Source organism: Microbacterium yannicii PS01 (genome assembly GCF_000304335.1).
GTDB lineage: Bacteria > Actinomycetota > Actinomycetes > Actinomycetales > Microbacteriaceae > Microbacterium > Microbacterium yannicii_A.
The window spans coordinates 1-24510 of the sequence record NZ_CAJF01000045.1; the positions used below are offsets into that span (position 1 = coordinate 1).

Here is a 24510-nt window from a genome sequence, read left to right on the forward strand (position 1 = left end):
CGGCACCAGCGCGAACGTGCCCACGAGCGAATCCTCGGCCGCGCGCAGGAACGACACGCGGTGGCCGGCGGCCTCCGCACCGCTGGCGATGACGGCATCCACTCCCCCGTCGGCGAGGGCGACGGCTTCGGCGACCGTTGTGGCGGTGCCGATGACGCGGATGCCTCGGCTGTGCGCCGCCGCGACCACGTGCTGCGACGGCACACCGAACACCACGCTGAGGACCGCCGGCGCGGCATCCATGATCGCCGTCAGCTGCGCGTCGATGTCGGGCAGAAACTCGTCCGGCGGGGTCGGACGCGGCAGACCGACCTCTTCGTAGAGCGGCGCGACCGCCTCGATCGCCGGAGCGAGGTCGACCTCCGGCGGGGTCACCTCGTCGCCGGTCGGCAGCCACACGTTGACGGCGAAGGGCCGGGTCGTCGCCGCGCGCAGCGCCGCGATCGTGTCGCTGACCCGGTCGGCGGAGTACCCGTAGAGCCCGTACGAGCCGAGTCCGCCGGCATTGCTCACGGCCGCCGTCAGCTCGATCGACGACAGGCCGCCGAAGGGGCCGAGCACGATCGGCGCATCGATTCCGAACAGGTCCTGGAGTGTCGCGGCCATGCCTCAGACGCTACTCCGGCTCGCGCCTGCGCGACCGGCCCGCGTCGCCGGTTCGGGGAATCGGATCCGCCGGAGCGGACGGCCGGCGTGCCACGCCGTGCCGCGGCATCCGGGATCGGCGTGTCGGACGGGTCCTCCGCACCGACGGATCCGATTCTGCGCGCCTCTGATCCGACGATCTGGCTCGAGCCTCCGGCGGGTACGACGAAGCCCCGCCGCTTCGAGAGCGGCGGGGCTTCGTGCGATTCGTTCGCTGAGCGAGTCGAAGCGTCAGGCGATCGCGTTGACGTCCAGCGGGATGCCGGGGCCGAACGTGGTCGACACAGCGCCCTTCTGGATGTAACGGCCCTTCGAGCTCGACGGCTTGAGCCGCACGATCTCCTCGAGGGCGACCTGGAGGTTCTCGTCGAGCTGCTCGGCTGAGAACGACGCCTTGCCGACGACGAAGTGCACGTTGGCGTGCTTGTCGACACGGAACTCGATCTTTCCGCCCTTGATCTCCTCGACGGCCTTGGCCGGGTTGGGGGTCACGGTGCCGGTCTTGGGGTTGGGCATGAGGCCACGGGGACCCAGCACCTTACCCAGGCGACCGACCTGGCCCATGAGCTCGGGCGTTGAGACGGCCGCGTCGAACGCGGTCCATCCTCCGGCGACCCGCTCGATGAGCTCGGCGCCGCCGACCTCGTCGGCACCCGCGGCGATCGCGGCCTCAGCGGCCGGTCCCGTCGCGAAGACGATGACGCGGGCGGTCTTGCCCGTGCCGTGCGGGAGGATGACGGTGCCGCGCACCATCTGGTCGGCCTTGCGGGGGTCGACGGCGAGCTTCAGCGCGACCTCGACGGTCGAGTCGAACTTCGCCGAGCCGGTCTCCTTCGCGAGGGCGACAGCCTCGGTGGGGGTGTAGAACTTGTCCGCCTCGATCTTGGCGGCAGCGGCCTGGAAGGCCTTGGACTTGGTTGCCATGATTCCTCTTACCCCTCAGTCCTCGACCGTGATGCCCATGGAGCGGGCGGTGCCGGCGATGATCTTCGAGGCAGCCTCGATGTCGTTCGCGTTCAGGTCGGGCTGCTTCGTCTCGGCGATCTGTCGCACCTGGTCCTTGGTGAGCTTGCCCACCTTGGCGGTGTGCGGCGTCTGCGAGCCCTTCTGCACGCCGGCGGCCTTCTTGATGAGCTCCGCGGCGGGCGGGGTCTTCAGGATGAAGGTGAAGCTGCGGTCCTCGTAGACGGTGATCTCCACGGGGATGACGTTGCCGCGCTGCGACTCGGTCGCGGCGTTGTACGCCTTGCAGAACTCCATGATGTTGACGCCATGCTGACCGAGCGCGGGCCCGATCGGCGGCGCCGGGTTGGCGGCACCGGCGTTGATCTGAAGCTTGATCAGGCCGGTCACCTTCTTCTTCGGTGCCATTCTTGTCTTCCTTTCGTTCGAACCGGATGCCGTGCACTCGGTTCTCCCGCGCACTCGGCGTCTCCGAGCAGCGGTTCCCCCGGGAGACCCGGGAAGTCTGTGGTTTAGAGCTTGGTGACCTGGTCGAAGCTGAGCTCGACCGGGGTCTCGCGCTCGAAGAGCGAGACGAGAACCGTGAGCTTGCCGCTCTCGGGCTTGATCTCGCTGATCGTGCCGGGAAGACCCGCGAACGAGCCTTCCTTGATCGTGATGGTCTCGCCGACCTCGAAGTCGACCTCGGCGATGACGCGGGCAGCGGCGGGCTGGCCCTTCTTCGCGGCGCCGCCCTTGGCGGTGGCGACCTCCTTGACCTCGACCAGGCTCTTGAGCATGGTGAAGGCCTCTTCGAAGCGCAGCGGCGTCGGGTTGTGGGCGTTGCCCACGAAGCCGGTGACGCCGGGCGTGTGACGGACGACCGACCAGGTGTCTTCGTTCAGCTCCATGCGCACGAGCACGTAGCCGGGGATCCGGACGCGCGTGACCATCTTGCGCTGGCCGTTCTTGATCTCGACGACGTCCTCCATCGGGACCTCGATCTGGTAGATCTCCTCCTCGACCTCGAGCGTCGACTTGCGCTGCTCGATGTTGGCCTTGACCTTGCGCTCGAAGCCCGCGTACGAGTGGATGACGTACCACTTGCCGGGGAGGCTGCGCAGCTCGGCGCGGAACGTCTCGTAGGGGTCCTCGTCCTCGTCGTCCTCGTCGGTGTCGTCCTCGTCGGCAAGGGCGACATCCTCGGCGGAGGCCGTCGCCTCGATGTCCACCTCGTCGGCGTCGGAGTCGGAGTCCACGTCGTCCTCGTCGCCGTTCACATCGGGGCCGTCGTAGGGCGCGACCTCGTCGGCGGCGTCGGCGGCGCGCTCGGCCTCCTCCTCCGCGATCGAGTCGTTGAGCACCTCGGCGGCAGCCTCGGTCTCGGCTGTTTCGTCCAGGTTCAGTGCGTCGTTCACGATCGCGTCGGCCTCCGGGTCGTCGATGTCGATGTCGATGTCGTCCTGGTTCTCGTCGTCCTCGCCGTTGTCGTCCACGATGTGGATCGCGAGGTGCTCAGCGGCTTCGACCGAGCGCTCCTCTGCGGCGAGCACGTTGCCCTCCTGGGCCTCGTCGTCCTCCGAGGACTGCTCAGCGGCGGTCGCCCAGTCGGCGTCGTCGACATGTTTCTCAGTCACGTGAATTCTCTTCCGTTCCGTCCGCGCTCGGACCCGCGGTCCGTCCGCGAAGCGCTCCTCGATGCCCTCTGGGAGCGCTCGGGAAATCAGGCGCCGGGCACTCCGAAGACGTACGACGTGATCCACACGAAGAGCACGTCCAGCCCGTACACGATGGCCATCATCACGACGACGAAGCCGAGCACCACGGCCGTGTACTTCAGCAGCTCCTGGCGCGTCGGGGTGACGACCTTGCGGAGCTCGGCGAAGACCTGACGGATGAACAGGGCGATGCGAGCGAAGACGTTCGGCTTCTTCTCGCGAGGCGCAGCTGTCCCGTTTGCGGGGACGACCTCGCCCTTCGGCTCGTCCTGAACCATCGATGCCACCTGATTACCTTCCGTGAGCCGACGAGAGTCGGCACACTGTGTAGTCAACCGCCGGCGTCGTTTTCACCGGCGTTGCGCTGACGCGCAGGGCGGACAGGAATCGAACCTGCAACCTGCGGTTTTGGAGACCGCTGCTCTGCCAATTGAGCTACCGCCCTAGAGACCCGGAGGTCTCGTTTCGCCCGCACTCTTCCCCTTCACCGGAGCGACGGGGACCTGCCCGGACGACGGGCACGGCGAAAGAATGCAGACTTCAACTGCACGATCCAGTGTACGGCATGCCTGGAGGACCCGCGAATTGGCCCGGCCTCCCGGGCGTGGGCCCACCGTGTCACCGGTTTCGCGCCGAGCCGTCGCGAATGGCCGTCCCGCGGGAGCGGAGACGACCGTTCGCGACGGTTCGGCGCCACGTGCCGAAACGCCTACCCGGCTACCCGGATGAGCTTCTTGTTGACGAACTCGTCGGCCGCCAGAAGGCCCATCTCGCGCGAGGTGCCGGACCGCTTGACGCCGCCGAAGGGCAGCTCGGGCGAGTCCGCGAGCACGATGTTCACGTAGACCATGCCCGCGTCGATCTTGTTCGCGATGCGCTCGGCCTGCTCGGGGTCGGTGGTGTAGACGTACGATCCGAGGCCGAACGTGGTGTCGTTGGCGATCTTGATCGCTTCATCCTCGTCCGCGACCTTGTAGACGACGCCGGCAGGGCCGAACAGCTCCTCCCGGTACACATCCATCTCGGGCGTGACGTCGGTCAGCACCGTGGGCTCGTAGAAGGCGCCCTCACGGGTGCCTCCGGCGACCAGACGTGCACCCTGTGCGACGGCGCGGTCCACCTGCTCCTGCAGTCGCTCGGCGGCGGCGACCGACGAGAGCGGGCCGAGCACCGTGTCTTCGGCGAACGGGTCGCCCATCTTGCTCTCGCTCATCGCGGTCGTGAACTTCTCGAGGAAGTCCTGGTACAGGTTCTCCTGCACGATGAAGCGCTTGGGCGCGTTGCACGACTGGCCGTTGTTGTCCATGCGCGCCTCGACCGCGGCCGCGACGGTCGCGTCGAGGTCGTCGGTCGACAGCACGATGAAGGGGTCGGACCCGCCGAGCTCGAGGGCGACCTTCTTCAGGTGCTGACCGGCGAGGGCCGCCACGGCGGACCCGGCGCGCTCCGAGCCCGTTACCGAGACCCCCTGCACGCGGCGGTCCGCGATGATGGTGGCCGCCTGGTCGTTGCTCGCGTAGACGTTGGTGTACACGCCGTCGCCGACTCCGGCATCCGCGTACATCTTCTCGATGGCCGCCGCCGATTCGGGGCACTGCGGCGCGTGCTTGAGAAGGATCGTGTTGCCCACGACGACGTTCGGAGCGGCGAAGCGGGCGACCTGGTAGTAGGGGAAGTTCCACGGCATGATGCCCAGCAGCACGCCGAGCGGCGTCCGTCGGATCACCGCGGAGCCTTCGCCGAGGATGTCGATCGGCTGGTCGGCCGTGACCTTCTCGGCGTTGTCGGCGTAGTACTCGGTGATGTCGGCGGCGAAGTCCACCTCGGCCAGGGCTGCCGACAACGGCTTGCCCATCTCACGGACGATGATCGCCCCCAGCTCGTCGCGTCGCTCGCGGTGCAGCTCGGCGACCCTGCGGACGCGGGCGGCGCGCTCGGCCACCGGGACGTCGCGCCAGGTGCGGTAGGCGGCATCCGCTCGTGCGATGGCGGGCTCGACCGCATCGTCGGCCATGGTCGGGTAGGTGGCCAGGGTCTCGCCGGTGGCGGGATTGACGACGGCGTAGTCGCTCATGGTGTTCTCTCCGATCGGGTGGGTGGATGCAAGTCTGCCGGTCAGCGGCGCCGGCGTCGAAGGCTTTCGGGGGCGTCGATACCGAGTGTCTCGCCGCGGAAGAACGCCGGACGCTTGATCGCCTGCCAGATCATGATGACCACTCCGACGAGGATCACCGTGACCCCGAGGACGAACACGAGGCCCAGGCCGCCGATGCTCGAGCCGCTGCCGTACGCCGGGTCCATCGAGTCGATGAGCGTGGTCACGAACAGGACGGCGAGGATGACGCCGCCGATCAGCGGACTCAGGAAGGTGAGCAGGAACGAGCGCACCGAATCGAACCACTGCTTGCGGAAGTACCAGACGCACGCGAACGCGGTCAGTCCGTAGTAGAAGCAGATCATCATGCCGAGCGAGATGATCGTGTCGGTGAGGACGTTCTCGCTGATCAGACGCATCACGGCATAGAAGGCGGACGCGACCACGGCGGCGACGATCGTCGCGTAGCCCGGCGTGAAGAACCGCGGGCTCACCGTCGCGAACTTCGGCGGCAGCGCGCCGTAGTGGCCCATGGCCAGCAGCGTGCGCGCGGGGCCGACGGCCGTGGACTGCAGCGAGGCCGCGGAGCTGGACAGCACGGCGAGCGAGACCAGGAACGCGAGCGGTCCGAGCACCGGGTCGGACAGCGCGAAGAACACGTTCGCCGAGATGTCCTCGTTGCCGAGCCCGTACTCACCGGTCCCGACGCCGGCGAACATGATGAGGCCGATCGCGATCATGAGGTACAGGCACACGATCAGCGCGATGGTGACGGTCGCGGCGCGGCCCGGGGTCTTCTCGGGGTCCTTCGTCTCCTCGTTCATGGTGAGCACGACGTCCCAGCCCCAGAAGATGAAGATCGACAGCGACAGCCCGGCCGCGAACGACGAGAACGAGTCGACCGCGAAGGGGTTGAGCCAGGCCCAGTCGAAGGCGGTGGGCTCGATGGCCTCGCCGTTCACCGCCTTGACGATCGCGGTCACCGAGAACAGCACGAGCACGACGACCTGGAAGCCGACGAGCACGTACTGGAACTTCTGCGTGGTCTGCATGTCGCGGTACGACACCAGGGTCGCGCCCAGCATGAACAGCAGGCACACTGCGACGTTGATGAACGGGTTGAACGCGAGGTCGGCGATCTCTGGCTGTCGCGTCAGCTGAGCGATCAGCAGGAAGAGGAACTCGACCGCGATGCCGGCGAGGTTCGACAGCACGATGACGGTGGCGGCGACGAGCCCCCATCCGGTCATCCAGCCGATCCACGGGCCGAAGGCGCGCACGCCCCACGTGAACGATGTGCCGGAGTCGGGCATCGCGCGATTGAGCTCGCGATAGCCGAGGGCGACCAGCAGCATCGGGATGAATCCGACGAGGATGATCGCCGGGACCTGCACGCCGACGGCCGACACCGTCGGGCCGAGCGATGCGGTGAGCGTGTAGGCGGGCGCGATCGTCGAGATGCCGATGACGACGGCACCGACCATGCCGACGGTGCCGGCGCTCAGGCCCTTCTTCGACAGGTCTCCGGTGAGGCCGCCGACCGCGGTCGTGTCGGGGGCGACGCCGCCCTTCGGAGCGCTCATGCGCGCTCTCCTTCCGTCTGGTGCGAGCCAGGCGTCTGGCGCGTGCGGGGCACGACGACCATCGGCACCGGAAGCTCGTGCAGCATCTTCGCCGCGGTCGAGCCGAGGAACAGGCGGCGCGGCTGCGCCAGGCGGCTCGAGCCCACGACGGCGAGTTCGCCGGGCTCCCACGCGAGGTGCGAGACGGCGTCCTCGATGCTGTCGCCGCGGGCGACGACGACATCCGCCTCGACCCCGGCGGGCAGCGCGTCCAGCGCCTTCCCGAGCACGTCGTCGGCGTGCGCGGCACCGGCGATCCGGATCACTCCGGTGTCGACGCTGGCCGGCAGATCGACCGAGACGAGCGAGAGCAGGCGCAGCGGAGCGCCCGTGGCGACCGCGAGCGAGATGCTTTCCTCCAGGAGCGCCTCGGCCCCCGGCCGCGTGCCGATCGCCGCGGTGACGCGGGTGATCCCGGCCGCGGCATCCAGGCTTCGCGTTCCTTCGGGAGCCAGCACGACGGGTACGTCCGACGAGTGCAGCAGCTCGTTCGCAACGGTGCCCAGGCGGTGCCGACCGCGCCGTCCGCCGTTCGCTGCCCCGACGACGATGTGCGTCGCGCCGAGCTCATCGGCCAAGGCGATCAGGCCCTCGGCGAAGGAGTCCGCGAACCGCACATGCGGCGTCCGCGGGGTGGCGTCGGGGATGCCCGCGGCGGCAGCGGCGAGCCAGGCGTGCGCCTGGTCCTGCAGGTAGCGGTCGTAGCTCGCGTCGGGCGGGGTGATGACGCTGCGCTGGTCGGAAGGCAGCACGACGACGAGGTCGAGTTCGGATCCGGATGCCGCGGCCAGGCGTGCGCCGAGGGCAACAGCATCCGCTCCCGCATCGGTGGCGGTGTAGCCGACGACGATCCGGCCCCCCGTGGGCGCGCTCACCGGCGGGCGGCTTCCACGATGTTCGCCGCGACCAGCTGGCCCATGCGGATCGCTCCGTCGACGTGCTGGTAGCCGGCGCCCGCCATGTCGCTGCAGGCGAAGTGGATGGGGCCGACGGGCGTGCGCAGGTCGGCGCCGTAGCGGGCCAGCCCACCCAGGTCGAAGCTCGCCGCGTACGCGCCGCGGGTCCACTCCTCGGCGCCCCAGTCGCTCTCGAAGTAGACGAGCGGCGCCTTCGCCTCGGGGCCGTAGTAGTGCGACAGCGACTCGAGGATGCGCTCCTTGCGCTCCTCGGGCGACACCCGGAACAGGTCGTCGGCGTTGCGGTCCGAGACGAAGCCGACCAGCGTGCCGCGCTCGTCGCCGTGATTGGTGTTGTCGTAGGCCTCGTGCGAGATCTCGTACGGGCTGAAGGCGGTGCCCGACAGCCCCTGCTCGCGCCAGAAGGGCCGGTCGTAGACGGCGTGCACCTTGACGACGAAGCCCATCGAGATGTGCTGATGCATCTGCTGCTTCAGCCTCGGCAGAGCGGGGGCGAACTCGATCCAGGGGTAGAGGATCGGCGCGTGGGCGAGGATCACGAATCGCGCCCGCACCTGCAGACCAGCGTCGGTGACGACCGTGACGCCGTCGTCCGACCAGTGCACCTCGTTGACGGGCTGGCCCAGCATCACGTCGTCGCCGAGACGCTCGGCCAGAAGCAGCGGCACCTGCTGGAGACCGCCGACGACGCGCTCGTCGAGGATGTAGTCCGCGTCGACCAGATTCGAGAAGCTGCCGGCGCTGGCCGCCATGAGCAGCGCCTGCAGAGCCGAGAACGCGTACGCCGGCTTGGTGAGCATCGCACCGGCGATGAAGAGGGCGATGTTGTCGCGCGCCTCTTGATCCTCGGTCTGCTCTTCGAGCCACGCCTCGAACGAGACACGGTCGAGCGCCTCGGCGTCGGGGTGCTCCCACGGGCGGTCGGGGTCGACCTGCGCCACCATCTCGTCGAGCAGGTCGATCAGCCGTACGATCTCCTTCTCGGTCTCGGGCGCGACCGGGAAGATCTCGCCCGTGAAGCGCTTGAGGTCGCCGTCCTGGCCGATGTACAGCGAGTCGCCCTCGCGGTAGCGGCTGTAGGTCTCGAGCCCGAGCTCGGCGATCGTCTCCTTGAGCGCCTCCTGGTCGGGCGAGACCCACTGGCCGCCGATCTCGAGCATCGCGCCGTCGACGACGTCCGTCCAGAGTCGCCCGCCGACGCGGTCGCGCGCCTCGAGGACGACGACCGACAGCCCTGCCTTCTTCAGCTCGTTGGCCGCCGTCGTGCCGGCGGCGCCGGCTCCGACGATGACGACGTCACGGGTGATCTCCGCCATTGCGGACTCCTTCGTCTGGTGAGTGCGGCCCCTGAGCCTGTCGAAGGGCCGCGCGAGTGCGTCCGGACGCTTGGACGAGCTCAGCGACCGGGTGGTCTGAACGCGTCAGGCCGCGGCGAGAGCGGCGACGACGACATCCAGGCCCTCGTGGAGCAGGTCGTCGGGAATGGACAGCGGCGGCAGGAAGCGGATGACGTTGCCATAGGTGCCGCAGGTGAGGACGATGACGCCCTGCGCGATGCACGCCTTCGCGACGGCGGCGGTGAGCGCGGCATCCGGCTCGCCCGTCGCGGGGTCGACGAACTCGGCGGCGATCATCGCGCCGTGCCCGCGCACGTCGCCGACGCGGGGGTCGGCCGCCTGCAGCGCTCCGAGCCGCTCGGTGAGGATCGCCCCGATCTCGCGGGCGCGCTCGATCATGCCGTCGTTCTCGAACACGTCGATCGCCGCGAGCGCGGCGGCACAGGCGATCGGGTTGCCGCCGTACGTGCCTCCGAGGCCGCCCGCGTGCGTGGCGTCCATGATCTCGGCGCGGCCGGTGACGGCGGCCAGCGGCAGGCCGCCCGCGATGCCCTTGGCGGTCGTGATGAGGTCGGGGACGATGCCGAACAGCTCGCTCGCGAACATCTCGCCGGTGCGGGCGAAGCCGGTCTGGATCTCGTCGGCGATGAAGACGACCCCGTTCGCGCGGCACCAGTCCACGATCGCCGGCAGGAATCCGTCGGCGGGCACGATGAACCCGCCCTCGCCCTGGATCGGCTCGATGATGACGGCGGCGAGGTTGTCGGCGCCGACCTGCTTCTCGATGATCGAGATCGCCTTCTTGGCGGCCATGACCCCGTCGAGCCGGTCGCGGAACGGATACGACAGCGGCGCGCGGTAGATCTCCGACGCGAACGGACCGAAGCCGCTCTTGTAGGGCATCGACTTCGCGGTGAGCGCCATCGTGAGATTGGTGCGGCCGTGGTAGCCGTGGTCGAACGCGACGACGGCCTGCTTGCCGGTGAACTTGCGGGCGATCTTCACCGCGTTCTCGACGGCCTCCGCGCCGGAGTTGAACAGCGCGCTCTTCTTGGCGTGGTCGCCCGGGGTGATGCGGTTCAGCGCCTCCGCCACCCCGACGTACGACTCGTACGGAGCGATCATGAAGCAGGTGTGGGTGAACTGCGCCACCTGCTCCTGCACCGCGGCGACCACCTTGGGATGCGCGTTGCCGATCGTGGTGACGGCGATGCCCGAGCCGAGGTCGATGAGCGAATTGCCGTCGGCGTCGACGATGACGCCACCGCCCGCCGCGACCGCGTGCACCGGGGCGGTGTGCCCGACGCCGGCGGCGACGGCATCCGCCTTGCGGTCGATGAGCTCAAGCGAGCGCGGCCCGGGGATGCTGGTGACCAGACGGCGCTCCTGTGTCAGAGCCGGTCCGCCGAGGGGCGTGTTGACGATGGTGTCGGGGTGTTCCGCAGCGATGGCGCTCATGACGGCGAGCGTATGTGGACCGCGCGGACGGTCGCACCTTCCCCGATGTACATTCTCTGTAGCCCGCTATACGACCCGTACACGAAGATCCGGAGATCAGGGACACCATGGACGCCGACGCTCCGACCCTGCGTGCGCTGCTCGCGCGGCGCGACCTCCAGCTCACCCTCGCCGAAGACGACGGCCTCGAACCGGGCGCGCTGGATCGCGCGATCCGCTGGGTGCACAGCTCCGACCTCGCCGATCCGACGCCGTTCCTGTCGGAGGGCCTGGTCCTCCTGACGACGGGCACGCAGTTCCCCCGCGGCGACGGCGACTCCCCCGGCCCCGGCCCCGGCTCAGGGATCAGCGCCGACGCCGACGCTCCCGGCCGCAGCTCCGGAATCAGCGCCGACGCCGACCCCGGATCGGGCGGCGACGATCCCGAGCCGTACCGCTCGTACGTGCACCGTCTCGCCGCGCGCGGGGTTGTCGGCCTCGGCTTCGGCACCGAGGTCGCGCGCGCCGGCATGCCGCCCGGGCTCGTCGACGCGTGCCGCGACGCGCGGATGCCGCTGTTCGAGGTGCCGTACCGCACCCCGTTCATCGCCGTCGCCCGGGCGAACGCAGAGGCGATCGCCGCCGAGGCGTTCGCACGGCGCAGCTGGGCGCTCGCCGCGCAGCGTGCGATCGCCCTGGCCGCGCTCCGGCCCGACGGACTCGGCGCGACCGTCGCCGAGCTGGCACGACAGCTGAACGCGTGGGTGGGCATGTTCGACGCCGCCGGTGAGCTGTCGCGCGAACACCCCGCCGGCGCCCTCGACCCCGCCACGGCGGAGGCGTTGCAGCGGGATGTCATCGGCGTCCTTCACCGGGGGGTCGCGAGCCGGATCCGCGCTGCGCATCGGCGACACCCCCTTCACGCTTCAGACCCTCGGGCGCGGCGGGCATCTGCGAGGGGTCATCGCGATCGCCGCGGGCGACCTCGACCAGGAGGGGCGCGGCGTGGTCACCGCCGTCATCGCGATGGCCGGCCTCGCGCTCGAGCAGCAGCAGGGGCTCAGCCGCGCCCGCGGCGCGCTGCGCACCGGACTGCTGCAGACGCTGCTGACCGGCGACCCGGCACTCGCCCGGCGCATCTCCCGGGATCTGTGGGGGCCGCTGCCCGCAGCGCCCGTGGTCGTGGCGGTGACGGATGCCGCGGCCGCCCGCGCCGACGGCGTCTCCGAGCTGCTGGAGCTCCGGGTCGAGGAGAGCCGGGGCTGCCTGTTCTTCGGGCGCGGCGACGACGGGCTCGTGATCGTCGTGCCCGCCGGCGAACTGGGTCCGATTCCCGAGCTCGCCGAACGGTTCGGCGTGAAGATCGGACTGTCCGACCCGGCAGGGTACGACGCTTTCGCCTCCGCGCTCGGCCAGGCGCGCGTCGCCCGCGACCGCGGCACGACGGGCGTCACACCGTTCGCCGACGTGGCCCGCTCGGGCGTGCTCTCGGCTCTCACCGACGACGCCCGCGCCCTGGCCCGCGCCGAGCTGGCGCCGCTGTACGACCACGACGCGGCGAACGGCACGCGCCTGATCGAGACGCTGCAGGTGTGGCTCGACGAGGACTGCTCGCACGAGGCATCCGCTCAGTCTCTGGGCGTGCACCGGCACACCATACGCACGCGACTGGCCCTCGCCGAGCGGGTGCTCGGGCGCGACCTGTCGTCGTTCGCGACGCGGGCTGAGCTGTGGGCGGCGCTGCGCGCGCTCGACACTCCCGCTCGCTGATCGGACGAAGCGTTCCCGAGCGCAGGCCGGCTGGTGGGAATCCGCCCCATCAGGCCCGCTTCCCGGCCTGCGGATCACAACGAGCCTGCGCTCGGGGACGTTTCACGTCCGATCTGCCCCACACGAGCCGTTCGGATCGTCCGCCCGGCCGCGACTTCGCGACGACCTGCCTCGCGCAGGCCCCGGCTGGCCCCGAGCGGCACGGATATCGTGGGCCCATGAGCGAGACCGAGGCGAGCCGGGTCCGCAACGGAGACGTGTCGTGGTGGTGGCGGCAGCTCGGCGGGGCACCCGCCCCTCGCGCCGCACTTGCGGGCGACCTCGACGTCGACGTCGCGATCGTCGGAGCCGGCTACACCGGGCTCTGGACCGCGTACTACCTCACGCGCGCGCAGCCGGATCTGCGGGTCGTGGTGCTCGAGCAGCGGTTCGCCGGCTTCGGGGCGTCCGGCCGAAACGGCGGCTGGCTGACCAACACGGTCACGGGCGGACGGGAGCGATACGTCGAGACCCGCGGCCGCGGGGCCGCGATCGCGCAGCAGCGTGCGCTCAACGACACCGTCGACGAGGTGATCGCCGTCGCCGCCCGGGAGGGCATCGACGCCGACATCGTCAAGGGTGGTGAGCTCGACATCGCCCGCACTCCCTCACAGCTCGCACGACTGCAGGCAGCGGTCGCCGACGAGCAGTCCTGGCCACATACGGACGTGGAACTGCTGGACGCCTCGGCCGCGGCATCCCGTGTCGCCGTGGACGGCGTTCTCGGCGGCGTGTGGCATCCGCATTGCGCACGGGTGCACCCGGCCAAGCTGGTGCGCGGACTGGCCGCCGCCGTCGAGGGCCTGGGCGTGCCGATCTACGAGCAGACCCGGGTGCGCGAGATCACGCCCGGGCGCGCCGTCACCGACCGCGGCACGGTGCGCGCCGCTCACGTGCTGCGGGCGACCGAAGGCTTTACCGCCGACCTCGCCGGCGAGCACCGCACCTGGCTGCCGATGAACTCCTCGATGATCGTCACCGAACCCCTGCCGGCGTCGTTCTGGGACCGCGTCGGCTGGACCGGGCGCGAGACCCTGGGCGACTTCGCCCACGTCTACATGTACGCGCAGCGCACCGCCGACGACCGCATCGCCTTCGGCGGGCGCGGCGTGCCGTACCGGTTCGGCTCGCGCGTCGATACCGACGGCTCGACCCAGCAGCGCACGATCGCGTCGCTCGCCGAACTGCTGCGGACCTTCTTCCCGGATGCCGCGGACACGCCGATCGCGCACGCCTGGGCCGGAGTGCTCGGCGTGCCGCGGGATTGGGCGGCGACCGTCGGCCACGACCGCTCCACCGGTCTCGGGTGGGCGGGGGGCTACGTCGGAACCGGGGTGACGGCCACGAACCTCGCCGGCCGCACGCTGGCCGACCTGGTGCTCGAACGCGACACCGAGCTCACCCGCCTTCCGTGGGTCGGACACCGCGCCAAGCGCTGGGAGATCGAGCCGCTGCGCTGGTCCGCGGTGAACTCCATCTACACCGCGTACCGGATGGCCGACCGCGCCGAGGCGTCCGGCTCGTCCGCCCGCACCGCGTGGCCCGCGCACGTGGCCGACGTCGTCGCCGGCCGGCACTGACCCGCCGCGCGTTCCTCGCCGACCGACCCGCACCTCAGCCGTTTGCCCGGAACAGGTGTTTCGGCGCAGGCAGGCCGTTGCCTGACCGAACGACCTGTGTGCGCCAGAACACCTGTTCTGAGCGACGGAAAGACGAGCGGATGCCGCGCCCGACGTCAGCGCGGGGCGTGAGCCTCGAGGAACTCGTAGACGTCAGTCGTATCGACTCCGGGGAACGCGCCGGTCGGCAGGGTCGCCAGCAGCGTGCGCGGCGTCCGGACGTTGGGCCACGAGTTCTCGCGCCATGACGCCTCGAGATCAGCCGGCGCCCGGCGGCAACAGACCTCGACGGAGTGCTTGGACACCCCGCGGTTGGGGGTGTCGCGGCCGAGGAACCACTTCGTGTCGTCGAAGCGCACGCCGACCGAGACCGAGTGCGCGCCCTCGCTCGAGAGCTCGACGCGGGCCGTGCACCAGTAGGTGCCGTTGCCGGTGTCGGTGTACTGGTAGTACGGGTTGAAATGGTCGTCCTCGTCGAACACGACGCGGCTGGTCCATCGGCGACAGCACATCTGCCCTTCGATCGAGCCGAGGCGGTCTGTCGGGAAGTTGACGTCGTCGTTCTCGTACGCCTTGGTGATCGTGCCCGACTCGTGCACCTTGAGGAAGTGCACCGGGATGCCGAGATGCACCGTCGCCAGATTCGTGAACCGATGCGCGGCGGTCTCGTACGACACCGAGTACGCGTCGCGGAGGTCCTCGATCGAGATCGCGCGATCCTTCTTGGCGTCCTGCAGGAACGGCACGGCGTGCGCCTCGGGGATCAGCAGCGCTCCGGTGAGGTAGTTGGTCTCGACCCGCTGACGGAGGAACTCGGCGTACGAGGTCGGCTCGCGATGGCCGAGGATGCGACTCGACAGCGCCTGCAGCACCGCGGTTCGCGGATCGCCCTTGGACGCGAGCCGGCTGGAGAGGTACAGCCGGCCGTTCTTGATGTCGGCCACCGAGCGGGTCGTCTGCGGCAGATCGGGCACGTAATGCAGCGTGAACCCCAGGTGAGCGGCGATGTCTGAAGCCGTGCGCTGCGTCAGCGGACCGCCCGGGTGGTCGACGGCCTCGAGCAGTGCGCGCGCCTGCTCCTCGAGCTCGCCGAAGTAGTTGCTCTGCGTGCGCATGAGCCGCCGCAGCGCCACGTTCGCGCGCCGCGCCTCCTCGGGTGTCGCGGCCCGCTCATCCCGCAGACGCTCGATCTCTCCCTGCAGCGCGAGCATGGCCTGGAGCGCCTCGGTGGGCACCGTCTTGGCGATGCGGAACGGCGGAATGCCCAGAGCCTGAAAGGTCTGCCCGCGCATCGCCCGCTCGAGCGCGATCTCGAGGGTGGCCCGCTCGTCGAGCGGCTCCGACTCGAGCAAGGCGTCCAGCGACGAGCCGAGCGCACGGGCGATCGCCTGCAAGAGCGTGAGCTTCGGCTCACGCCGACCGTTCTCGATCATCGACAGCTGACTGGGTGCGCGGTCGACTGCCGCGGCCAGCTCTTCGAGCTTCATGCCGCGGTCGGTGCGCAGCTGCCGGATACGGCGGCCGATGGTGAGGGAATCCACCCCTTCATCGTCCGGGACTTCTGGCAGTCGGTCGCGGGTCACCGAGGTCGTCATGAGGTGATTCTGTCACGAAAGCAGAACTTCCCCCGAAGTTCACACCGTCCCTGGTCGTTTCCGCGCCCGATCTTCACCGGATAGTGGGAACACGACGAACCGCCGATTGATCCAGAACGCGGATCACAGGAGGCCTCGAACCGGCACACACGCCGGAACGCGGCATCCTCCGACTCTCCAGCACTGGTCATAGGAAGACAGAGAAATGACACCTGCAACCGCCAGCCCGATGCGCACCCGCACCGGTCCCATCCTGACGCAGACCCACGAACCGTCGATCGAGATCTCGGGACGCCTCGGCCCCCGCTACGACGAGATCCTCACTCCCGAGGCACTCGCCTTTCTCACCGAGCTGCACCACCGCTTCGGCGCCCGCCGTCACGACCGTCTCGCCGACCGCATGCGCCGCCGGTTCGAGATCGGCAACGGCCACGACCCGCAGTTCCGCGACGACACCCGCCACATCCGCGACGATGCCGGGTGGAAGGTCGCCGGCGCCGGACCCGGGCTCGAGGACCGCCGCGTCGAGATCACGGGTCCGACCGACCCCAAGATGACGATCAACGCGCTGAACTCCGGCGCGAAGGTCTGGCTGGCCGACCAAGAGGACGCCACCAGCCCGACCTGGAAGAACGTGATCGAAGGCCAGCTGAGCCTGCGTGATGCGATCCGCGGCGAGCTGGAGTTCACCGGCCCCTCGACGGGATCGGCGCCGGGCAAGCGCTACGAAGTCACGGCGACCGAGACGCCGACGATCGTGATGCGTCCGCGCGGGTGGCACCTGCCCGAGCAGCACATCAGCTTCACCGACCGAACCGGCCGGACGATGGCCGCGTCGGGCTCGCTCGTGGATTTCGGCCTGTACTTCTTCCACAACGCGCAGCAGCTGATCGCGAACGGGCGCGGTCCGTACTTCTACATCGCCAAGCTCGAGTCGAGCGAAGAGGCGAAGCTGTGGGACGACGTGTTCACGTTCAGCGAGCGCTACATCGGGATCCCGCACGGCACGATCCGCGCCACCGTCCTCATCGAGACGCTGCCGGCGGCCTTCGAGATGGAGGAGATCCTGTTCGAGCTGCGCGATCACTGCGCGGGGCTGAACGCCGGGCGATGGGACTACATCTTCTCGATCATCAAGAACTACCGCGGGCGCGGGGCTCGCTTCGTGCTGCCCGACCGCAGCGAGGTGACGATGACGGTGCCGTTCATGCGCGCCTACACCGAGCTGCTCGTCAAGACCTGCCACAAGCGGGGGGCTTTCGCGATCGGCGGGATGAGCGCCTTCATCCCGAACCGCCGTGACCCCGAGGTGACCCAGCGCGCGTTCGAGAAGGTCGCCGCCGATAAGAAGCGAGAAGCCGGCGACGGGTTCGACGGGACGTGGGTGGCGCACCCCGACCTCATCCCGGTGGCGCGTGCCGAGTTCGATGCGGTTCTGGGCGAGCGCCCGAACCAGCTCGACCGGCAGCGCCCCGAGGTCGAGGTGGGGGCTGCCGACCTCATCGACGTGCACATCGGCCGACCGATCACGGCGACCGGAGTCCACGGCAACGTGTCGGTCGGCATCCGCTACATCGAGGCGTGGCTGCGGGGGCTGGGCGCCGTCGCCATCGACAACCTCATGGAGGATGCCGCCACCGCCGAGATCTCACGGTCGCAGGTGTGGCAGTGGATCCATCAGGACCGCACCACCGAAGACGGAACCCCCATCACGCGCGACTACGTCGAGGGACTGATCGCGCAGGTGCTGGGCGAGGTCGATCGCCGCGAAGGCGACCGCTTCGACGACGCCGCCGCGGTCTTCCGCGACGTGGCGCTCGGCAACGACTTCCCGGCGTTCCTGACGCTCTCGGCGTACTCGCGCTTCCTCGTCGAGACCGATTAGCGCGCCATCCGTGTCCCGATTTCCACCCTTCGCCGTTGCGAGATCGGCGGGAATCGGGACACGAAGACCACGTTCCGGGACACGAACTCCTCACCGCAAAGGACGACAACAATGACTGCCTACCAAGACGACATCGAGGCCATCCGCACCCTCCGAGACCACCACGGAGCGAGCTGGAATGCCATCGACCCCGAGTCCGCTGCCCGCATGCGGGCCCAGAACCGGTTCCGGACGGGACTGGAGATCGCCCAGTACACGGCCGACATCATGCGCCGCGACATGGCGGAGTACGACGCCGATGCGTCGGTCTACACCCAGTCGCTCGGGGTCTGGCACGGCTTCATCGGGCAGCAGAAGCTGATCTCGATCAAGAAGCATCTCAAGAGCACCGACAAGCGATACCTCTACCTGTCGGGGTGGATGGTCGCCGCCCTCCGATCGGAGTTCGGTCCGCTTCCCGACCAGTCGATGCACGAGAAGACGGCGGTCCCCGCTCTCATCGCGGAGCTCTATACCTTCCTCCGTCAGGCCGACGCGCGCGAGCTCGATCTGCTGTTCACGCAGCTCGATCAGGCGCGCGCCGCCGACGACGAGACCGCGGCGGAGTTCATCCAGTCCCAGATCGACAACCACGAGACCCACGTGGTGCCGATCATCGCCGACATCGACGCCGGCTTCGGCAATCCCGAGGCCACGTATCTCCTCGCCAAGAAGATGATCGAGGCGGGAGCGTGCGCCATCCAGATCGAGAACCAGGTCTCGGATGAGAAGCAGTGCGGTCACCAGGACGGCAAGGTCACCGTCCCGCACGAGGACTTCCTCGCCAAGATCAACGCGGTGCGGTACGCGTTCCTCGAGCTCGGCATCGACAACGGCATCATCGTCGCTCGGACCGACTCGCTCGGCGCCGGGCTCACGCAGAAGCTCGCCGTCTCGGCTGAGCCCGGCGACCTGGGCGACCAGTACAACGCCTTCCTCGACGTCGAAGAGATCGCGGAGGCGGAGCTGAGCGACGGCGACGTGGTGATCCGCCGCGGGGGCAAGCTGCTGCGCCCCCGCCGTCTGGCCAGCAACCTGTACCAGTTCCGTCCGGGCACGGGAGAGGACCGCGTCGTGCTCGACTGCATCACCTCGCTGCAGAACGGCGCCGACCTGCTGTGGATCGAGACCGAGAAGCCGCACGTCGAGCAGATCGCCGGCATGGTCGACCGGATCCGCGAGGTCATCCCGAACGCGAAGCTCGTCTACAACAACAGCCCGTCGTTCAACTGGACCCTCAACTTCCGGCAGCAGGCCTACGATCTGCTCGTGGAGAAGGGCGAGGACGTCTCGGCGTACGACCGCGGCGATCTGATGAGCGCCGAGTACGACGACACCGAACTGGCGCAGCTCGCCGACGAGAAGATCCGCACGTTCCAGCGTGACGGGTCGGCGCGCGCCGGCATCTTCCACCACCTGATCACGCTGCCGACCTATCACACGGCCGCGCTGTCGACCGACGACCTCGCCAAGGGCTACTTCGGCGACGAGGGCATGCTCGCCTACGTCAAGGGCGTGCAGCGCCGCGAGATCCGCGGAGGCATCGCCACGGTCAAGCATCAGAACATGGCGGGAAGCGACCTCGGCGACAACCACAAGGAGTACTTCGCCGGTGACGCGGCCCTCAAGGCCGGCGGCACGCACAACACGATGAACCAGTTCGGCTGAGTCCCCCCAGGGATCCACCCGCTGCGATGACGGATGCCTCGGACCACCGGTCCGAGGCATCCGTTCCGTTCTGTCAGGGAAGTAGGCCTCTCTCCATGGCGAGGGTGACCGCACGCGTGCGGTCTGCGACGCCCAGCTTGTCGAACACCTTGAGCAGATGCGTCTTGACCGTGGACTCGCCGATTCCCAGTGAGACGGCGATCTGCTTGTTCGAATGACCCGACGCCACGAGGCGCAGCACCTCGGTCTCGCGAACGGTCAGCAGGGCGAGTGCTTCGGGCCGCCGCATCCGCTCGACAAGCCGCACCGCCACCTGCGGGGACAGCGCAGACTGGCCCGCAGCCACAGAGCGGATACCGGCCACGATCTCGGCCTGGGGTGCGGCCTTGAGCAGGTACCCGGATGCGCCGGCCTCGATCGCCGCGAGGATCTGGTCGTCGGACTCGTAGGTCGTCAGGATCAGCACCCTCGCGTCTCCAGCTGTGGTGATCTGCGCGGTGGCCTCGACACCGCCGACCCGCGGCATCCGCAGATCCATGAGCACGACGTCGGGGCGGGTGGCCGCGGCGACGCGCACCGCCTGGTCTCCGTCGGAGGCCTCGCCGACCACCTCGAAGCCCGGCTCATCCGAGAGCATCCCCACCAGACCCGCCCGCACAACGGGATGGTCATCGACGATCAGCAGCCGGATCATCGCGCGACACCGTGGCCGGCTCGGGTCGGGGGCAGTCGAACGAGGAGCGTCGTACCGCGGCCGGGGGTCGATGCCAGATCGAAGACGCCGCCGGCCAGCGCGACCCTCTCCGCCATGCCGTCGAGGCCGAAACCGTCATTGCGGCCGGCGACATCGAAGCCGCGACCGTCATCTGCGATGGTGAGCTGCGCTTCTCCGTCGTGTCCGGCAGACACCCGTACGTCGACCCGCGTCGCCGCCGCGTGTTTGCGCACATTGGCGAGCGACTCCTGCAGGCATCGCAGCAGGACCAGCTGCGACTCCCGGGGAAGCACTCCCGCAGAATCAAGCTGCAGGTCGAGGTCGATGGTGAGCCCTGTCTCGGCGCGGAAACGGCTCACGAGTCGGTCGACGGCATCGCCGAGCGCCGTATCGGAGGGAACGGCGGCCATCCGGGAGACGATCGCGCGAGCCTCGTCGAGGGCATCACGCGAGAGTCGCTCGACCGTCGCGATGCTGTCGGCAGCGGCATCCGCTCGTCCTTCGTCCAGCTGACGGCCGGCGCGCTCCGAGAGGATGGCGAGTCCCGCGAGCGTCTGCGCGAGCGTGTCGTGCACGTCGCGCGCCAGCCGCTCGCGCTCGACGGCGGCACCGCGATCGCGGCTGAGCGATTCGACCTCCGCCTGCGCCGCCGTGAGCTCGCCCAGCAGCCGCGCGCGTTCCTGGCCGTACTCGACGACGCCTGCCATCCAGAGCCCGAACGCGATGGCGAAGGCGAGGCCGAAGCCTGCGACGGCGGCGGCGACGGCAAGAGCGGGAAGTACCGCGTCACCCCCGGCGAGGATTCCGGAGAACAGGGCGAAGCCGGTGAAGGTGCCGAGAGCGATGACGACCGATCCCCCGATGGCGCGGCGTCGATCGACGGCCAGCACCCAGGTCAGCGGGTAGGCGATCGCCTGCAGGATCGCGAAGAAGGGCTCCCCCGCGCAGCCGCCCGCCAGGGCCACAGCGGAAGCGGCGACGAAGACCGGCAGACGCCAGAGCCGCGGCGATGTCAGGGCGCGCCGGGCCACGAAGATGTAGCCCAGCACGAACAGCCCGAGCGAGGCCCAGGCGACAGCGGCGGCGGTCGCCGACTCGCCGCTCGGTCCGACGGTCAGGGTCACGACGACCATGAGGGACGCGGCGATCACCGCCGCGTCCCACCATCGTCGATTCTGCATGGCCTCGTCCTGGGCTCAGGCTACGCGTCGCGCCTGTTCCAGCGGAAGGTCGCCCGCGCGAGCACGAGCCCGACGACGAGCCAGACCGTCAATGCGATCGCGACCCCCGCGAGGTTCCATTCGCCGTTCTGCTCCAGCGCGGAGTACTCCTCCGGAAGGAAGACGTACCGCATCCCCTGCGCCATCCATTTGACGGGCAGCGCACTGGCCGCGGTCTGCAGCCAGTCGGGCAGCATGTAGAACTGGAAGTAGACGCCCGAGATGAACTGCACCACGAGCCCGATGGGAATGACCACCGCCACGGCGCTGCGCGACGAACGTGGGACCGACGACAGCGCGACGCCCAGCAGGGCCGAACCGGTGATGCCGATCACGAAGACCCAGGCGAACGTGAACCATCTCCCGGGGTCGGTCGGCAGCGGCACCTGCAGCACGACAGCGGCGAACCCCAGAAGGACGGCTGCCTGCACGACACCCGTGACGCCCACCTGGGCGATCTTGCCGAGGAAGTAGCTCACTGGAGAGAGCGGCGTCGCGCCGAGCCGCTTCAGCACTCCCTCGGATCGATCGACGGCGATGTCGATGGCGAGATTCTGGAACCCCGACAACAGCAGACCTGCAGCGAGCATGGCGGGCAGAAACATCTGCGCGACCGGCACAGGGGGCAGCCCAGGCGCCGGTTGCATGTCGCCATCCGCGCCGAAGGCGACGGCGAAGAGTCCCAGCATGAGGATAGGGAAGAGGAAGGTGAACACGACGGTATCGCCGGAACGGGCGTACTGAGTGATCTCGAAGCGGCCCCGCCAGAGTCCCATGCCGAGGCGGCTGCGCCCTGCGGTACTGCGCGGGGTGGAGATGTGGTGTGTGATGACGCTCATGATTCATGCCTCCGTGGCGAGGACGCCCGCGGCATCCGCGGCGTCAGTGTGCTCGGCCACCAGGCCGAGATAGATGTCTTCCAGTGAGGGCCGGATGACCTCCACCGCCGTCGGCTCCGCCCCGGTGCGCGCGACGAGGTCGGCGACGAAGCGGCCGGGTTCGGCGGTGCGCGCCTCGTTCGGACGCGGGTCACCCGGCTCGTACCAGCGCACGATCGGCATGCGGGCCTCCTCGCCGCCGATGGTGCCGACAGACCCGATCGCACGCAGCCGGCCGGCGACGAGGATGCCGACGCGATCAGCCAGCCGCTCCGCCTCGTCGAGGTTGTGGGTCGTCAGCAGGATCGTCGTGCCCTCGGCGGAGAGCCCCCGGATCATCGTCCAGAAGTCCCGCCGGGCCTGCGGGTCGAAACCGGTCGTCGGCTCATCGAGGAACAGCAGCTCGGGACTTCCGATGATGCCGAGCGCCACATCGACACGCCGCTGCTGACCGCCCGAGAGCTTGCTCACCCTCATCCCCGCCTGCTTCTGAAGACCGACCGCCCCGAGCACCTCATCGACGCCTCGGGGGTTCGGGAAGAACCCCGCGAACTGCGTGAGGTACTCGCGCACCGTGAGCGCACCGAGCACCCCGGTCCCCTGCAGCACGACTCCGATGCGCGCCTTCCACGTCAGCCCGGCCGTCGCGGGATCCTCTCCCAGCACACTGATCTCGCCATCCGTGCGGTGGCGATACCCCTCGAGGATCTCCACCGTGGTCGACTTCCCTGCGCCGTTGGGGCCCAGCAGCGCGAAGGTCTCACCGCGCGCGATGTCGAACGACAGATCGTCGACGACCGCACGGCCCGAATACTCTTTCCGCAGGTTCCGCACCCGCACCACGTTCTCGTTCATGCCATCCACGATCCCGCGCGGTGCATCCACGATGGCTCGGCCATTCGTTCCGTCGGATCCCCCATCCGGTGGAGGCCCGCCGCCCACCGAGCGGCCGGGCGACGCCGGACGATCCGTCCGCCCGATGCCGATCGGCGGGCTGAAGCCTCGCGCCCCGCCGAGTACGCTCGAAGGCGTGACTGAACGCGCACCGCTCTCCCACACGCCCAAGCTGTCGGACAAGCTCAGCGGAATCGCCGAGTCGGCGACCCTCAAGGTCGACGCCAAGGCGAAGGCCCTCAAGGCCTCCGGCCGCCCCGTCATCTCCTACGCGGCGGGTGAGCCCGACTTCAGCACCCCGCAGTTCATCGTCGATGCCGCCGCCGAGGCGCTGCGCGACCCCTCGAACTTCCGCTACACACCGGCCGCCGGCCTTCCGGTGCTGCGCGAGGCGATCGCCGCGAAGACGCTGCGCGACTCGGGGCTCGACGTCGACCCCGCCCAGGTCATCGTGACCAACGGCGGCAAGCAGGCCGTCTACCAGGCCTTCCAGGCGGTCGTGAATCCCGGCGACGAGGTGCTGCTGCCGGCGCCGTACTGGACGACCTATCCGGAGGCGATCGCCCTGGCCGACGGTATCCCGGTCGAGGTGTTCGCCGACGCCGACCAGGACTACAAGGTGACCGTCGAGCAGCTCGAGGCCGCGCGCACCGACAAGACGACCGCTCTGGTGTTCGTCTCGCCGTCGAACCCCACCGGCGCCGTCTACACGCACGACGAAACCCGCGCGATCGGCGAGTGGGCCGTCGAGCACGGCATCTGGATCATCTCCGACGAGATCTACCAGAACCTCGTCTACGAAGGCGCCCGTGCGGTCTCGATCGTCGAGGCCGTTCCGGATGCCGCAGCCCAGACGATCCTCGTCAACGGCGTCGCGAAGACCTATGCCATGACGGGCTGGCGGGTGGGCTGGATGGTCGGCCCGAAGGAGGCGATCAAGGTCGCGGGCAACCTGCAGTCGCACCTGTCGAGCAACGTCAACAACATCGCGCAGCGCGCGGCGCTGGCGGCGTTGAGCGGCTCGCAGGCCGAGGCCGAGCAGATGCGTCTCGCATTCGACCGCCGCCGGCGCACCATCGTCGCGGAGCTGTCGAAGATCGAGGGCATCACCGTCCCCAACCCCCTCGGGGCGTTCTACGCCTACCCCGACGTGCGAGGACTGCTGGGCCGTGAGTGGGCCGGTCAGACGCCGACCACCTCGCTGGAGCTCGCCGACCTCATTCTCGAGAAGACAGAGGTTGCCGTCGTGCCCGGCGAGGCGTTCGGGCCCTCCGGCTACCTGCGCCTCTCGTACGCTCTGGGCGACGACGCGCTCCTGGAGGGCATCCAGCGCCTGCAGGAGCTCTTCACCCCCTGAGCCCGGCGGCCTGGCTCGAGTGCTGGCCCGCACGCTCTCCGCGCCCGCGCACCCCGCGCCCGCGCCCCTGCCCCCGACTCCCGACTCGCCAAGACACGCCGGGCCCGCGACCCGCGCC

19 protein-coding genes, 1 tRNA gene and 1 pseudogene are annotated in these 24510 nt (G+C 69.4%); 5 read left to right on the forward strand and 16 right to left on the reverse strand.

Annotated elements, in window-relative coordinates; translation table 11 throughout:
- The 11 genes from WYM_RS17770 to gabT all read right to left on the reverse strand — a co-directional run.
- A partial coding sequence (locus WYM_RS17770; protein ID WP_019182197.1) for an NAD(P)H-dependent flavin oxidoreductase occupies positions 1 to 606 on the reverse strand: 606 nt, incomplete at its 3' end.
- A gap of 270 nt (positions 607 to 876) precedes the next feature.
- Positions 877 to 1569: a 50S ribosomal protein L1 gene (gene rplA / locus WYM_RS17775; protein WP_019182198.1), complete on the reverse strand. Its 693-nt coding sequence runs from the start codon at positions 1567 to 1569 to the stop codon at positions 877 to 879.
- 15 nt (positions 1570 to 1584) lie between these two features.
- Positions 1585 to 2016, reverse strand: a complete 432-nt coding sequence (rplK, locus tag WYM_RS17780) for a 50S ribosomal protein L11 (RefSeq protein ID WP_019182199.1) — start codon at positions 2014 to 2016, stop codon at positions 1585 to 1587.
- Positions 2017 to 2120: 104 nt separating this feature from the next.
- Positions 2121 to 3224 (reverse strand): transcription termination/antitermination protein NusG, encoded by a 1104-nt coding sequence (nusG, locus tag WYM_RS17785; RefSeq protein WP_019182200.1) that lies wholly within the window; start codon positions 3222 to 3224, stop codon positions 2121 to 2123.
- An 86-nt stretch (positions 3225 to 3310) separates the two neighbouring features.
- The gene (gene secE, locus WYM_RS17790) at positions 3311 to 3583 is read right to left on the reverse strand and encodes a preprotein translocase subunit SecE (RefSeq protein ID WP_026059911.1); all 273 of its coding nucleotides are present in this window, start codon (positions 3581 to 3583) and stop codon (positions 3311 to 3313) included.
- Positions 3584 to 3677: 94 nt separating this feature from the next.
- Positions 3678 to 3750: transfer RNA gene (locus WYM_RS17795), tRNA-Trp, on the reverse strand.
- 264 nt (positions 3751 to 4014) lie between these two features.
- Positions 4015 to 5379 carry an NAD-dependent succinate-semialdehyde dehydrogenase gene (locus WYM_RS17800; RefSeq protein WP_019182202.1) on the reverse strand — a complete coding sequence of 455 codons (1365 nt, stop codon included), beginning with the start codon at positions 5377 to 5379 and terminating at the stop codon, positions 4015 to 4017.
- A 41-nt stretch (positions 5380 to 5420) separates the two neighbouring features.
- Positions 5421 to 6983 (reverse strand): APC family permease, encoded by a 1563-nt coding sequence (locus tag WYM_RS17805; protein WP_019182203.1) that lies wholly within the window; start codon positions 6981 to 6983, stop codon positions 5421 to 5423.
- The gene (locus WYM_RS17810; protein WP_019182204.1) at positions 6980 to 7897 is read right to left on the reverse strand and encodes a universal stress protein; all 918 of its coding nucleotides are present in this window, start codon (positions 7895 to 7897) and stop codon (positions 6980 to 6982) included. The genes WYM_RS17805 and WYM_RS17810 overlap by 4 nt, the downstream gene beginning before the upstream one ends.
- The gene (locus tag WYM_RS17815) at positions 7894 to 9255 is read right to left on the reverse strand and encodes a flavin monoamine oxidase family protein (protein ID WP_019182205.1); all 1362 of its coding nucleotides are present in this window, start codon (positions 9253 to 9255) and stop codon (positions 7894 to 7896) included. Before WYM_RS17815 ends, WYM_RS17810 begins: the two co-directional genes overlap by 4 nt.
- Positions 9256 to 9360: 105 nt before the next feature.
- Positions 9361 to 10734 carry a 4-aminobutyrate--2-oxoglutarate transaminase gene (gabT, locus tag WYM_RS17820; RefSeq protein ID WP_019182206.1) on the reverse strand — a complete coding sequence of 458 codons (1374 nt, stop codon included), beginning with the start codon at positions 10732 to 10734 and terminating at the stop codon, positions 9361 to 9363.
- A gap of 107 nt (positions 10735 to 10841) precedes the next feature.
- Between gabT and WYM_RS22560 the strand changes: the two are divergent.
- Positions 10842 to 12483 (forward strand): annotated as a pseudogene (locus WYM_RS22560) (PucR family transcriptional regulator).
- A 218-nt stretch (positions 12484 to 12701) separates the two neighbouring features.
- Positions 12702 to 14102 carry an NAD(P)/FAD-dependent oxidoreductase gene (locus WYM_RS17830; protein ID WP_019182210.1) on the forward strand — a complete coding sequence of 467 codons (1401 nt, stop codon included), beginning with the start codon at positions 12702 to 12704 and terminating at the stop codon, positions 14100 to 14102.
- 155 nt (positions 14103 to 14257) lie between these two features.
- Here WYM_RS17830 and WYM_RS17835 read toward each other — a convergent pair whose 3' ends face one another.
- Positions 14258 to 15736 (reverse strand): helix-turn-helix transcriptional regulator, encoded by a 1479-nt coding sequence (locus WYM_RS17835; protein WP_051008178.1) that lies wholly within the window; start codon positions 15734 to 15736, stop codon positions 14258 to 14260.
- 205 nt (positions 15737 to 15941) lie between these two features.
- On the opposite strand from WYM_RS17835, the gene aceB reads away from it, so the two are divergent.
- Complete coding sequence (aceB, locus tag WYM_RS17840; RefSeq protein ID WP_423793925.1) at positions 15942 to 17621, forward strand: malate synthase A; 1680 nt, start codon at positions 15942 to 15944, stop codon at positions 17619 to 17621.
- A 111-nt stretch (positions 17622 to 17732) separates the two neighbouring features.
- Positions 17733 to 19328: an isocitrate lyase gene (locus tag WYM_RS17845; RefSeq protein ID WP_019182213.1), complete on the forward strand. Its 1596-nt coding sequence runs from the start codon at positions 17733 to 17735 to the stop codon at positions 19326 to 19328.
- Between the two features lie 73 nt (positions 19329 to 19401).
- Here the strand turns inward: WYM_RS17845 and WYM_RS17850 are convergent, their stop codons facing one another.
- The 4 genes from WYM_RS17850 to WYM_RS17865 are packed head-to-tail and all read right to left on the reverse strand — an operon-like array spanning position 19402 to position 22996.
- Positions 19402 to 20022, reverse strand: coding sequence for a response regulator (locus tag WYM_RS17850; RefSeq protein WP_019182214.1), 621 nt, complete (start codon positions 20020 to 20022; stop codon positions 19402 to 19404).
- The gene (locus tag WYM_RS21280; protein WP_019182215.1) at positions 20019 to 21224 is read right to left on the reverse strand and encodes a sensor histidine kinase; all 1206 of its coding nucleotides are present in this window, start codon (positions 21222 to 21224) and stop codon (positions 20019 to 20021) included. Before WYM_RS21280 ends, WYM_RS17850 begins: the two co-directional genes overlap by 4 nt.
- Positions 21225 to 21244: 20 nt before the next feature.
- Entirely contained in the window at positions 21245 to 22102 is an 858-nt protein-coding gene (locus WYM_RS17860) for an ABC transporter permease (RefSeq protein ID WP_019182216.1), read from the reverse strand.
- Positions 22103 to 22105: 3 nt separating this feature from the next.
- Complete coding sequence (locus WYM_RS17865; RefSeq protein ID WP_040569500.1) at positions 22106 to 22996, reverse strand: ABC transporter ATP-binding protein; 891 nt, start codon at positions 22994 to 22996, stop codon at positions 22106 to 22108.
- A 175-nt stretch (positions 22997 to 23171) separates the two neighbouring features.
- On the opposite strand from WYM_RS17865, the gene WYM_RS17870 reads away from it, so the two are divergent.
- On the forward strand, positions 23172 to 24392 hold the full coding sequence (locus WYM_RS17870) for a pyridoxal phosphate-dependent aminotransferase (RefSeq protein WP_026059914.1): 1221 nt from the start codon (positions 23172 to 23174) through the stop codon (positions 24390 to 24392).
- Positions 24393 to 24510: the final 118 nt, after the last annotated feature.